We start from the raw sequence: 13,529 nt of genomic DNA on the forward strand, positions 1-13,529 counted from the left end.
CAGTGCGTACATAGAAGCAACCAGGGGAATGTTATGCAGTTACTCCAAAAAGGCATTTCCATGGGACAATGCCTGCATAGAATCTTTTCACGCAGTGTTAAAAAGAGAATGGTTAAATCGTTTCAGAATATGCGATTTTAATCATGCATATAGACTTGTATTTGAATACATAGACACCTTTTATAACACAGTAAGGGTACATAGCCATTGTGCCTATCACTCTCCAAATGAATATGAAAAAATGTACTGGAATGATCAAAGGAAGAAAATTAGTAAGATAAGCTGAAAATTGCTAAAGAAGTAAGAAGTTTGTTCGTATTTAACTTGTACTTTTTCTTGACATAGTACCATACACTTCAAGCGTTTTGAGAAAGGCAGCATCGACTGGCCGGAGCCTGCAGAGGATGAGGCAGCCATGCATTTCACAATGGAAGACTTTGCGAATCTTATTCATGCCCCGGGAATCCGCCAGAAAATCAAACGCTGCGAAGTTTGGAAAAATAAATAATTCCACCGGATTTCCCACTCAGAAAATGGTAAAATATACACATATTTGAGTACGGAAAGGGGATTTTAAAGTGAATGTATTACAACAGAAAGAGGCAGAGATTGAAGCTTTAAAATCCCAGCTAAAGAAACAAGCGGATGAGATTGCATCCTTAAAAAAACAGAACGAATGGTATATCGAGCAGCTGAAACTACGTCAAAAGGAGAAGTTTGGTGTTTCCTCTGAGAAAGCAGATGAAAACCAGATGACTCTTTTTGACTTTTTTAATGAGGCTGAAATATTGAGACAGCCGATAGCAGCAGAGCCAGACGAAAAGATACTGGTTCCTGCCCACACCAAACAGAAAACCAAGCGAGGTGCAAAGCTTGATGCATTGCCAGTGGAAACCATATATTATAAGCTTCCAGAAGCAGAGAGAGTCTGTGAAATCTGTGGTTCTGCTTTAACGGAAATGAAAAAGGAACTGCTGGAAAATGATCTGCTCCATGCAGATGAGACTACACTGAAAGTACTCCACGAACCAGGAAAAACCAGCACCAGCAAATCCTTCATGTGGGTATACCGGACCTCTGTCTGTGCGGAGCATCCCGTGATCCTGTATGACTATCAGGAGGGGCGAAGCGGTGATTACGCCAAGACATTTTTGGAGAAATGGAACGGCACATACCTGCATTGTGACGGTTATGTCGGGTATAAGAAGCTGCAGAACGTCACACTGTGCGGCTGTCTGGTCCATGCGAAGCGAAAGTTCCATGATGCATGGAAGGTTTCAAAAGCAAATGAAGCCGCGAAAACAGGTGAAACCTATATACAGAAGCTGTTTGCCATAGAAACCAGAGCAGACAAACTTGAACTTACTGATGATAAACGTCTTCAGCTGAGGCAGAAGGAAAGCCAAAAGATACTGGATGAATTCTACGAATGGGGCATCGGCATCCTCGTTAATCTATAGCATAATTTAGACTGCCATCGCAAACAATCTGAAGCCATTGCCTTATCTGGAGTATGTATTTGAACAGATACAGCTGACAAAGGACTTGCAGACCGAAGACCTGTTGCCGTGGTCAGAGAAGATACCAGAATGCTGTAAAAATCAAGAGCCTTCATCCAGCCAGTGAGTTTATTATACTGGGGATGAAGGCTTTTGAAAATGCGGGGTTGAGTTGACGGTTACAAAGAATGTGCAATTTTTATAAGTTTTACTTACAATCTTATGATACTTATTGGTATAATAATCAAGGAATAGAAAAGTTATTTTATAAATATATAAGGGGTGAGCAATATTGTTTTCTTTAAAAAAAATCAAACGAGATATGATGAGAAAGAATGATTTCGATAATATTAAATTATTAGCAAAAGAAATAATGCGGGAGCCATCTAACAAAGTTCCAATTCAGTCTTTTATCAATTCCATTGGCTATTCAGTAGTGCAGCAAGAATTTATGAAACTGATAAAAGGAGAAAGAATTGAAACAACACCGACAAGCCTATTTGAAGATATCGGTATTTTTTTAAAACCTGGTTTTGGCACAGATAAAGTAGTATCCATCTCAAAGGATGAAAGAACGCTATTCCCAATTTCATTGACTAACAATCTAGTTATCCCACTTGCGTGGAATGAGAATAGGTTTACAAGCTGTATAACTAATATTGGCAGTGATGCAAATAACCCTTTTGCTTATGATTTAATGAATCATTTTTCATATCTAATATTACCACTTAACATTGTAATTATGCACAATGGGAATCATTCTATTTTAACGGGAATTTTAAAAAGGGAAGGAACAATTTTTCCGACAGAAGTTGCCGATCTGACTGATATGTACAAAGAAGGAATAAAATTTAATGGACAATATTATATTGATAGAGATGGTACAAAGTTAAAAAAGGCACAGTATTCTGAATTAGGAGTTTTGTTTGAAATTGGAAGAATGCTGAACGAACAAAATATTTCCTTTTTAACCCAAGAGCAACAGGACATGATAAATCAGAAAAGAAAATCCATATAAAATACCATGTATATGACGAAAAGTCTGCAAAAACAACCTTCTGCGATACGTAATAGTGCAATCTATGTTGCCTTAAATGTTGATAGGCATTGTTCTTTCATGAGTATTGTATTGCTTGAATATGCGTTTCTTTTACTATTCAACTTTTGATAAGTTGAGCGTTCTGTTAAATTTGATGAGTTAATCACATTGTGAACGTTTATGAGGTATTAATATAGTGAAAATAGTATATCGGGTACTAATCTAGCATTTTACATATTGGGGACACTTTGAAGCCTGCATTTCAGTAACCTTCTCAGCGCTGTAAGGGCTTTCTGTTCATCAGCTGTCTGGGGTAGATAGTCATCAGTCAGAATACTGTGATTTTACATATCCATAATGGTCCCTATTTCTGTTTCTATATAATTAGAAAATGTTTCACCCAGCTCGTCTTATAAAATTTCTGAATAGCTTCGGCAGTTTCAATAGCTTACTCTACAAGAAATTGTGATACGGTTTTTGTTATGTTCTTATCATCATTCCTCTTTTGCGATAATAAATAAATATATGTTTTCACACTTATAATCTAGAATAATTCACTTAATACAAATGGAAGATATACTGAGACAATCATATTTTCTGGACTTATAATCTAGAATAATTCACTTAATACTGGTATAATTAAATAATGTGAGGGTTTTAAATATCTTGCTATTGGGAAATTATAGGGTGGAAAGAATGAAAAGTAATTAATATATACATATTCGTATGTCTTTATTTATATAAATATTTTAAGATTCGCACAACTGAACTTATCTAAGGAGAATAAGTGAATGAACAAAAAAAGTATCTATAAACAATATTTTACACCAAATAAGTTAGCGAATTACATGGTTAATATTATACCATCTAATGCAGTTTCTAACATAATTGATCTATCCATGGGAGAATGTGGGCTGTTAGAGGAAGCCAAAAAACGTTGGAATAATGCTACATATTTTGGAGTAGACATTGACTCGGATTTGATAAAAAAGATACATAATAGAAGTCCTTATATAAATACCTATTGCTGTGATAGTCTAAGTGATAAGCTTGATAATTGGGGGAAATATCATAAAGTTGTTTGTAATAACAAATTTGACTTAGCCTTAGCAAATCCTCCATTTAACTATCGTAAACAGTCTGTATGTTTCGTGGGAGATAGAAATAAATTTTCTTTACCGGTTGAAATGGTTTTTTTTCTTAAATATATTGATATTATACGACCAGGGGGCTATATATGTATTATCCTTCCATATGGTTTTTTATCTCTAGAATCATATGCTGAATTTCGTATTGAAATACTTAAAAAAGTAACATTCTTAAAGGTTTCGAAGATATTTGATAAATGTTTTGACCAGATTGATGCAGAAACGTGCCTATTGTTAATGCAGAAGAAAATGTGTAATGATAACAAAATTCAGAATGAAATCGAGTTGTCATATATTGATGAAAATTTTAATGAGATAAAACAGCATAAAATAAAATACAATTCAATAAAACCTCTAAGATTAGATTTGGAATATCACCATTCTATGAGTTTTTTTAGTTCATACGAGAATAAATTGTGTTATAGAATTGTTGAGTTATCAAGTTTTATTAGAGAATGTAAACGTGGAAAATCTTTGACAAAAAAGAAAGAGCTTATTGTAGAGAGGGGAACACGTTTTGTTCATACAACTGAATTAAAACAGCTAGTAATTTCTAATAGTTCAGTAACTCATGTAAATGCAAAAAATGATTACTTTAAAACAGCAGTTACCGATATTAATGACATATTAATAGGCAGAGTCGGAAGTGCTTGTATTGGAAAAGTTGCAATTGTATATAGAAAATATCCAAAGCTAATTATTAGTGATTGTATATTTAAGTTACGAGTAGAGGGAATTGACCCATATTACTTAACTCTTTATTTATCTTCTAAATACGGACAAACTCAGATAAAGGGGGTATCAAGGGGGTCTTGCAGCAAATACTTAACTATTACTGATATATATAATATAAAAGTAATTATTCCTGATTATAGTGAACAACTTATGTTTCGTTTAAAGTACATAGATATCCTGTCTAAAGCAGGATATCACACAGAGAATAAAATCATATTATTAAAAGGGTTAGTGCAAGAATTAGAAGAATTTTTGGAAAGGAGTAATTAGTTATGCCATGGTCGTCATTTGCACATTTGCCAACTAGTGAAGACGAATATATGAATATACTGCTTCATTTAGAAAATGGTATGACAATACACGATGTAGATTCAATAATAGCAACTGCTAAGGGAAGAAATAACGTTCAAAATCATTATAGAGGAAATCTGATAAGAATTGGCTTCATTAAATTGAACAAAAACAATACTATACAACTGAGTTATGAGCCAAATCTATTAAGAAAGAAAGATAATCTTAAAGAGGTACTTCGTTATACCATACAACAAAATGAAGACCCGATAATTGATGAAGTAAATCAAATTCTACTTAAAATTGATTGCTATGATGTGAAGAGAGTAGTTAATATTTTATGTGAACGGTACCCATTGGAAAAGCGAAGTAATTTCAACAGATGGATTAGACCAGTAGTATTACTGTTTCAGTTTGCGGATATGTTACAGAATTTTCAGAATGGACATAACTATTTAGCTAAATTGTTGCAGGAATGCTACTTAGCTAAAGCAAATGCTCTTGGAGCGGTTATTCCGCTTGAAGTCATTCAGAGCGAAATGAAGAATAATGATATAGTTCAGGTCATTAATTGCATTGTCGAAAATAAAAAACTGAAATACAAGATAGAATTACTTATGATGCCAGACTGGGCTACATCCAATAAAATATATAAAATTAATAATGATTTGTACACTCATATAAAACTAAAAGGAAGTTTATTGGAGGATGACGAAAATGATAAATAAAATAAAGCCTAATGATTGTGAAAAGTTATTTGAGAATAATTTTAATTTACTTAATAGGAAAGAAATAGGAATAGAGTTGAAACATTTTTCAATTGGAACCCCTCCCGAATCACCATCATTTTTAGTAAACCAAGATAATTTAAAGAAAGTTCTTATTGATAAATTTAAAGCATTTTTTGATAACGAAAACTCGAAGGGAATGGAAATGGTTTTCCTTAAAAGCAACTATGGAAATGGAAAATCTCATTTTTTCAGACGTATAAGTTCATTTTTTAATCAGTATGAAAATGTTACTGTAAAAAACGTTTCAATGCCACAAGTAAAAATTGATTTGCATCAAAAAATACTAGAAGGTATTAGTCAAAAGTTCATTAAAAATTGTTCAGAAAGTTTAATAAACGAATTAGGAGGCCATAATATATCACAAAATAGAGATCAAATAATTCAGGATTTAATTGAAAAATATAGCATCAACATAGATTTAGCATCTCTTATATATGAGATTGCTTCTGAAAAAGATACATCGAAGTGTATACAAGCTATATCCATATTAAAAGGTACATATTTAGACGAATATTTAGGAAACTTTAAAATCAAGAAATCTACATTGACTTCAAATTTTTATTTTGAAGAACTAGCACTGTTTTCGAAGTATTTGGTTAAAACAAATTCCTATATTATTATTTTATTTGATGAATATGAGCATATTCATACTTGGAGTAATTCAAGAGCTCGTGCATTGTTTTATTCAAATTTGAAAGCATTGACAGATGAATTAATTAAGTATAGTAATTTCTTCTTTTTGTTTGCAGAGAGTGTTGCATCAGACAACACCGAACCAGAGGGCAAGATAGACCCTGCTTTTGTTTCTCGTAAAAGAAATATTACTTATCAGATAGAAGATATATCTTCTGAACAGGAAGTAGTAAACTTATTAGATATGATAAAAATAAGATATGAGAAGTATTATGAAATCGATTATAGTAAGTTCTATCAAACCATATTAGAGAAGGTATGCAATTCAAGTAAAGTCGGAACTAATTCTAACTACAGAAGCTATATTTCCGAAATAGTAAAGGTATTGGATGAATATCGACAAAATGATTCTATTAAGAATGAGTCTAATAATTTTAGCCAAAGAATCATTACTAGTGAAAGTAGCTCATCTGAATACGAACAGATGTCGCTTAATAGTAGTGATTATTTAGAAAATTCGTATAGCAAAACCGAAGAACAGTTTTCATATGGCGGCAATCATGTGGACAAAAAGGAATCTAGCAGTAATTCTTCTTTAATGGGTGCACAATGGAAAACAGCTTCATCAAAGACAAGAAAAACTATTTTGTGTAATATCATGCTAGATCTTATTGCTCAAAGTGCTGATACATTAAAGGAAAAGCACATTAAGCAGGGTTATATTTTTACTAATAACACACAAGAGAGTACTTTATATAAAATTTGTGTTACAAAAAATCCAAGTAATGCAGATTTCTCTAAATGTGTCAATGAAGCTGCTATTGAAAATAGAAGATATGGAGCAAATAAGGTAGTAATTATGTATCCATATATACAAGATATTAACAAAGAAGACTTACCGAAGAATGAGTTTTCGCAGGAACTTGTTATTTTATATAATATCGATGAGGTACCTAACAATCTTAATAAATTGTACAGTAAAGATTTTAAAGAGACCGATGTTTTACAATGTTTATCTTTTTTTGATGTGAGGAATTAAAAATGAAAAAAATACAGTATACGAATTGTTATAAAGATAAAAGTATCTTTAGTATTAATAATTTTTATTTCTATGAAGCAGAAACTAAACAACCGCCTGTTCCACTATTTCATATGAGAATTTTAAATCATTTTGATTCTGAATTAGACATACATCTATGGATCGACGAATTGCATGAAAATATATGTTTCCTGTTGGAATCGCCTGTGGAGTTAACAGAATTGATAAAAAAATATGAGTCTGACAATCCATTTCGTGAGACATGTTTATTTCACGACCTAAGAACAAACTATATTGACATCATTAATTTGCAAAATGATAATATAGAAGATAATATTATTTTTGTTGGTTATTCCATTCAAGAAGAGTATACATGTTTTTCAATTAAGGCTTTTTCCTTTCAAGGTCTTTTCGATTTTTGGTCACTTGTAAACAAGTATTGTGAAAATAACGAGATAGAAATAGAGTATAAAGAAAATATAAAGTGGATGCAATTTGAAAAATGTCTATTGAAGGATACAAATTTTTCACGAACAGATTTCCATAGTCAATTTCTTGAGAAAACATTAGAACATGAATACTCAAACTTTTTTTTACAAGCCTTCAGAGAAATAGATAATAATGGTTTTCTTCACGATAGCTTTTTCGATAAGGAAGTAATCATTAACAATCACCGCACAAAGTTAAGGCAAATAAATCAATTTACAAAATATTTTTCTGCCTACTGGAAAACAGAGATACCAACAAAGGAGACTTCTCGCTCAGTGATTTGTTTATATGATGAGATTTTAAATGATGAGAATAGACAAAAAGTTGTTTATACTATGAAACCTTATTTAATGCAATATTATCAATTGCATTGGTTTGAGGATTTTTGCAGTTCCCTTTTAAAGAAAATAAACACAAAGCATTTTAAGATTGAACATATTTTAACAAACAGAGAATTTAATTTCTTTGAAGATCCTGAAACAGGTCAAAGACGTGAAATAGATATACTGTTGGGTGTCAGTAATGATAAAAAATATAGGACTATTGCTATTGAATGTAAAAAAACAATTTCACATAGTGAAATAAAGAAGACAAATGATAAGATAAAAAATCGAATATTTAAAGCTGGTTTTAATGCAATTGATGCATATATACATATTGGTTTCAATAACAATGATGTAGTATTTGACAAAACAATAAATAATAGTAGCATAGAATATAAACTGGACTTATTACAGTGTCAAGAAAGTGAACAAGTTGATGATGCTCCTTACTATGCTATTGCCATTAAATCTAGAGAAGATTTTGAGAGCAAGCTTAAATTTATTATTAGTGACATATTTGAACAATGGTAATAAAAATTCCATTTTATGTAGCACTAACAGTATTTAACCCTAAATATAATCTAATTTATATGCAGATATCCAAAGCAGATACAAAGAATTAGTTCCTTTGGAACTTGAACCAGAAATAAGGTAGAATGATAATAGATACTAGAATTTACTTGAACATTAGAAAGAATGCAAGTGTAAAATATTCTGATTCTTAGAATTTTTACACTTGTTATATATTATATATGGTCGTATAATTTGGATTTTCCTAAAAAATTAAGATTATTATGCTCGCAGATAGTTTGTACTAATGATACAATCCAGGGTTCGGCTTGTGGATGCACCATAACACTTGTAATATATGATGATAGGTCAGGTATAGAAACAAACTGTTCGGTCGCCAGTTGTTCATCACCAAAAGGATACTGACATTTCAAAAAATGCTTATACAAAAAATCCAGTACTTCTTCATCGTTTAAATCATCAATTTTAAGATTATCTTTTAGTTCTTGAAAAAATATAGATGAAGAGCACCAATTAATTATTTCCAGTTTTTTATCTAATAAAATTACTCTTTTCTCATTTTCATGTTCAAATGCTTTTCTTTTATGAAGGAACGGTTCTATTGTCAATTTACTGTCTTTTATAAACTGACATTGTTGCTCCAGCAAATTATTACCATCAAGATCATATTTAACATCCCTAATTTCGAGTTCAAATTCTTTTGAATATCCAGAGGAATTAATTAAATCTTCGATTTGCTTGCATGATGATTCAATTCTTACACTCATTTTATCATAAGAGTATATTCTCCAGAGTGCGTCACTTTCAGATGTCATACTCCAAGATTGACCATAGCATAACCATCTTGCACCGTATAATTTTGTGAAATTGCTTGTTGTGACATCAATATCTTTTTCTGACACAGTGTTGTAAAGAAAGTCAATTACTTCTTTTGATGTATTAGCATTTTCAATTAACCTAAGCAAATATCCTTCATAAGTATCTTCCCATTTTACTGGATTCACATAACGTTCTTGTTTCTTCTCAATCAGATTAACAAATCCCGGAAAACTAATAATTCTATATAATTTACACATTATAAACCTCCTACCTGAAAAATAAATTTCCCCCTTGACTTTATTATTTTAATTAATTTATGCTGATAAATAAATATTGTTTGTGACTATCGCAACAATATCAAAATTAATGAAAAGAGATAAGAGAATACAACAAAATAACTAAAAAAATAGTATTGATAATCACACAACCACGAGCTTTATCAATACTATCAATCACGACTGGATGCACTTCAAACATCCTTTTGAACTAGTATATCATAATAAAAGTTCAAAATCAAGAAAAAAAGTGCGTCAAGTTTATTAATTGACGCCTTTTTTAGTATCCAGTCAATGTAGGAAAGGAGAAATACATTGACGAAACAACTATATACACCTATAGATATGCCCCGTGGCAGCAAATACGGCAGCGACTATTTTGTAGCGTACAGTTACAAACTCTGTCGAACCATTAAGCTCTACAGCAACCTGGAATATAAGAACTGGCTTACCCTTGAAATGAATCCAGAAGTCAAAACCTTCTGTGAACAGCCATACGAAGCCGAAATGCTTGATAATGGTAAGAGGAAACGAACTATTTTTGATATGTGGGTTTGCTATACCGACGGAAGAGAAGAGTTCCAGGAAATTAAATACAGTACGTATCTAACTGGGACGGATAAGTATTCTATTCGTAGCCAAGAGCAGATACAGTTTCAAGAGAAATGGTGTAAGTTATGTAACATGCCTTATGTTGTCCGGACAGAAAAAGAGATTGAGGCAGGTACCTTTTTTATTGAAAACCTCCTGCATTTAAGTTCTAGAATCAAACGGTATAGTCATGCATTAGCGAATACATTTTACCAGAACATTCAGAGTGTCGTGTCAACACATTCATGCCCGATAGCCAGCCTAAGCCAAAAGTTTGGTACAACGATAAGCGTTAATGAATTGCTTTCTATAATGGCATTTGCATACTATGACGGTTTAATTACGATGAATCTAAATGATACATTTTATTCACCCGATACGGAGGTGAGTCTTCTTGGCAAGTAAGAAATATGATCTGTTTCAGTTAGAAGAAGAGAGAAAACACTGGAAAACTGTCAATACTGATTGTCTTACTAAAGAGGTGCATATTGTTTATATACAGCGCAAGCAGGCAGTTGATATGTATATTGATGGGTATTCCCTAAGCGTGATTTCTAATAGCATTAATTGCAGTGCATCTTCGCCAATCAAATGGATTGAAAAATGCAGAAAGAAGGATGAGTATGGGTCGCCGTATGGATACAGTGGGTTATTGCCATATAAGCATCTGGATCAGTATAAACGAACAAAAACGGTAACGGATTTGGCTAAAACCTTTGCAGGAGCAATGACTAAATTATTACACGATTATCCTGAATTGAAAGAGTATGTAGATAACTTATTTCTAAAGAAAGATAAAACTGTGTTAGAAAAGAACATAACAAGGAAGATCATTTTTGAGAAATTTCTTTGGAAATGTAAGGAGCTAGGTATAAGGGAATATGAGTATCCATTTAATACAAAAAATATGGGAGAACGGGCGCTTTATATCTATATGAATGAACTAGAACAGGAAATGTCGAATTACTCGATTTCAAGGCGGAATAAAGATGCCAGGCAAAAGTATTCATCAACTGGTCTTGGAATACCTGTTAACTATCCAGCGCAGCGACCATTTAGCAGGGTGCAGATCGATGGTCACAAAATTGATTGTATTCTAACAGTGCAAGTAGAAAACCAAGATGGTGAAATACAGATGGTGCCAATCAAACGTATCTGGCTGCTTACCCTTATTGATGTTGCAACCAGAACTATTCTAGGATATCACCTGACTGTAAATGAGGAATACAACCGTTTTGATATATTAAGCTGCATTCGGAATGCAGTTGTTCCACATGAAAAGATGAATTTTGAAATACCTGGTCTGCATTATCCAGAGGGAGAAGGCTATCACTCTATGGCTATGGCAGAATTATCATGGGCTGTATTTGATTCAATTGAACTGGACAATGCGATGTCTCATCATGCAAGGGATAGCGTTAAACAAATTTCGGAATATTTGAATGCGGTAATGAACTTTGGTCCTGTATCAACACCTGAACGAAGGGGTATTATTGAGCGTTTCTTTCAGAGTCTTGAAACAAGAGGATTTCACCGGATTGTTTCTACTACTGGAACTGGAATCAGTGATCCAAGAAGAGAGAAGTGTGAGAGCGAAGCAACAAATTACTGTATCAGTTTTCAACACATTTTGGAATTGACAGAGGTACTGATTGCACAGTATAACGTAACACCGCATTCTTCACTGAATAACTTTTCGCCACTCGAAGTATTGAGACAGAGAGTAGAGCGGGGAATGGTACCTGCGTATCTTGAACCTGAAAAGCAGGAGAATTTCACATTACTGTCATATACAGTTGCCAGAACAGTACGAGGTAGTATAGAGACTGGAAGACGACCATATGTTCAATTTGAAGGTGCTGAGTATCGAAGCGACGAACTTTCAAGTTCCTATGATTTATACGGAGAAACTGTCAGTCTCTTAATTAATCCTGATGATTTAAGAACGGTGACAGCTTTTCGTAATGATGGAAGTGAAATCGGTACTTTATATGTTGCGGGAAAATGGGCTTACACCAAACACTCACTCGCGCAAAGGAGAGCTATCAGCCAATACATTCGTAAGAATAATGTTCTCATTGGGCCATTGGAGGATCCGATAACTATTTACCATGATTATTTAAACAGTGAAGCGCGAAAACACAAGTCTGCAGGGAATAAACTCGCTGCATTGAATATAGAACGTACCAAAAACAGAAAAGAAAACACACCCGTAATTAATATTAATGAGTCTAAATCAAAGAATAATGGAAATACTCATAATATGTTATCTGAGCAGAGTCTAGACAATATGATTCAATCAGATTTGTTTCGCTCATTATATGAATAGAAGGGGGAAGTAGTATGGAAATACGACCAGTCTTAGGGAAACGTGAACATCCGGTTTACGATAATGACTACTCAATCAATACAGGTGCAATTATTGCACTTTTCAACGATGTCAGCAGGTGGATTGATAACCAGTCCCCTGGAGGCATCATTTATGGAAAACCAAGGTTAGGAAAGACTAAGGCGATTGCCTGCATTACAAAGTTGCTCCGCAAGGAATATAATCCGGATTTGCCAATATTTCAGCTAAACATGACATTTCATAAGCTAAATGAAAAACGATTTTATGAACAGTTCTTAAATGATATCGGAAATGCTTTTGCTGCAAAAGGGACAACATTTGAAAAGAAAGAACGACTAATCAATTATCTTCTGAATTCTGCAAGGGAAGCAAATAGCAAAAAAATCATTCTTTTTATAGATGAGGCAAATTATCTGGAAGAGAAAGAGTATTCCTGGCTCATGGACATTTATAACCGTCTTATGATAAATGGTATACATATGACAACGCTGCTTGTGGGAACTAGTGAAGTACTCGTTGCAAAACAGGTATTTATTAAACATAAGTTACAACAGCTCGTGGGACGCTTTATGGTGCAGGAACATCATTTTCACGGTGTTAGGGAAGTAAAGGACTTGCAGATTTGTCTGGTTTCCTATGATTCGCTTTTAAAATATCCATTGGGATCAGAATGGACATATACACGTTATTTCTTCCCTGAAGCTTATAGAAACGGGTACCGTTTAGCCAACGATGCAGAATTGATATTTGACTGTTTTGAAAAATTTAATCAAGAATTAAATCTAACTGGAAAGCTGGATATTCCTATGCAGTATATCATTCTTGCGATAAATATTTGCCTGAAGGATTATGGTGCGGATAAAGCTTGTCTGGATAGACCTGGTTTAAAGGAGTGGAAAGCATCCATAGTAAATGCCGGATATTTGCAAGCGGAGAGAACTAACCTGCAGATCGAAAAGTCATAAGGAGTGATATA

General features: G+C 33.1%; 12 protein-coding genes. 11 read left to right on the forward strand and 1 reads right to left on the reverse strand.

Annotated features, from left to right (window positions below):
- The 8 genes from BMY85_RS13250 to BMY85_RS13280 all read left to right on the forward strand — a co-directional run.
- Nucleotides 1-286, forward strand: a 286-nt coding sequence (locus BMY85_RS13250) for an integrase core domain-containing protein (protein ID WP_143066391.1), incomplete at its 5' end; no start/stop codon positions are given.
- A gap of 292 nt (nt 287-578) precedes the next feature.
- Nucleotides 579-1,460, forward strand: coding sequence for an IS66 family transposase (locus BMY85_RS13255; RefSeq protein WP_092478751.1), 882 nt, complete (start codon nt 579-581; stop codon nt 1,458-1,460).
- 16 nt (nt 1,461-1,476) lie between these two features.
- Nucleotides 1,477-1,626 (forward strand): transposase domain-containing protein, encoded by a 150-nt coding sequence (locus BMY85_RS16380; protein WP_143066394.1) that lies wholly within the window; start codon nt 1,477-1,479, stop codon nt 1,624-1,626.
- 165 nt (nt 1,627-1,791) lie between these two features.
- Nucleotides 1,792-2,517 (forward strand): DUF6710 family protein, encoded by a 726-nt coding sequence (locus BMY85_RS13260; protein WP_092478752.1) that lies wholly within the window; start codon nt 1,792-1,794, stop codon nt 2,515-2,517.
- An 812-nt stretch (nt 2,518-3,329) separates the two neighbouring features.
- On the forward strand, nt 3,330-4,691 hold the full coding sequence (locus BMY85_RS13265) for an N-6 DNA methylase (RefSeq protein WP_092478753.1): 1,362 nt from the start codon (nt 3,330-3,332) through the stop codon (nt 4,689-4,691).
- A gap of 2 nt (nt 4,692-4,693) precedes the next feature.
- Entirely contained in the window at nt 4,694-5,440 is a 747-nt protein-coding gene (locus tag BMY85_RS13270; protein ID WP_092478754.1) for a hypothetical protein, read from the forward strand.
- Nucleotides 5,430-7,175, forward strand: a complete 1,746-nt coding sequence (locus BMY85_RS13275; RefSeq protein ID WP_092478755.1) for a hypothetical protein — start codon at nt 5,430-5,432, stop codon at nt 7,173-7,175. Before BMY85_RS13270 ends, BMY85_RS13275 begins: the two co-directional genes overlap by 11 nt.
- Before the next feature lie 2 nt (nt 7,176-7,177).
- Nucleotides 7,178-8,518, forward strand: a complete 1,341-nt coding sequence (locus BMY85_RS13280) for a hypothetical protein (protein WP_092478756.1) — start codon at nt 7,178-7,180, stop codon at nt 8,516-8,518.
- 215 nt (nt 8,519-8,733) lie between these two features.
- On the opposite strand, the gene BMY85_RS13285 is transcribed toward BMY85_RS13280, so the two are convergent.
- Nucleotides 8,734-9,594 (reverse strand): hypothetical protein, encoded by an 861-nt coding sequence (locus BMY85_RS13285; RefSeq protein WP_092478757.1) that lies wholly within the window; start codon nt 9,592-9,594, stop codon nt 8,734-8,736.
- 333 nt (nt 9,595-9,927) lie between these two features.
- Between BMY85_RS13285 and BMY85_RS13290 the strand changes: the two genes are divergently transcribed.
- The 3 genes from BMY85_RS13290 to BMY85_RS13300 are packed head-to-tail and all read left to right on the forward strand — an operon-like array spanning nt 9,928 to nt 13,518.
- Nucleotides 9,928-10,608: a TnsA endonuclease N-terminal domain-containing protein gene (locus BMY85_RS13290; protein ID WP_092478758.1), complete on the forward strand. Its 681-nt coding sequence runs from the start codon at nt 9,928-9,930 to the stop codon at nt 10,606-10,608.
- Nucleotides 10,598-12,532 carry a hypothetical protein gene (locus BMY85_RS13295; protein WP_092478759.1) on the forward strand — a complete coding sequence of 645 codons (1,935 nt, stop codon included), beginning with the start codon at nt 10,598-10,600 and terminating at the stop codon, nt 12,530-12,532. The genes BMY85_RS13290 and BMY85_RS13295 overlap by 11 nt, the downstream gene beginning before the upstream one ends.
- A gap of 14 nt (nt 12,533-12,546) precedes the next feature.
- The gene (locus BMY85_RS13300; RefSeq protein WP_092478760.1) at nt 12,547-13,518 is read left to right on the forward strand and encodes an ATP-binding protein; all 972 of its coding nucleotides are present in this window, start codon (nt 12,547-12,549) and stop codon (nt 13,516-13,518) included.
- The last annotated feature ends 11 nt before the right edge of the window (nt 13,519-13,529 follow it).

Source organism: [Clostridium] polysaccharolyticum (genome assembly GCF_900111595.1).
GTDB classification, from domain to species: Bacteria; Bacillota; Clostridia; order Lachnospirales; family Lachnospiraceae; genus Clostridium_AI; species Clostridium_AI polysaccharolyticum.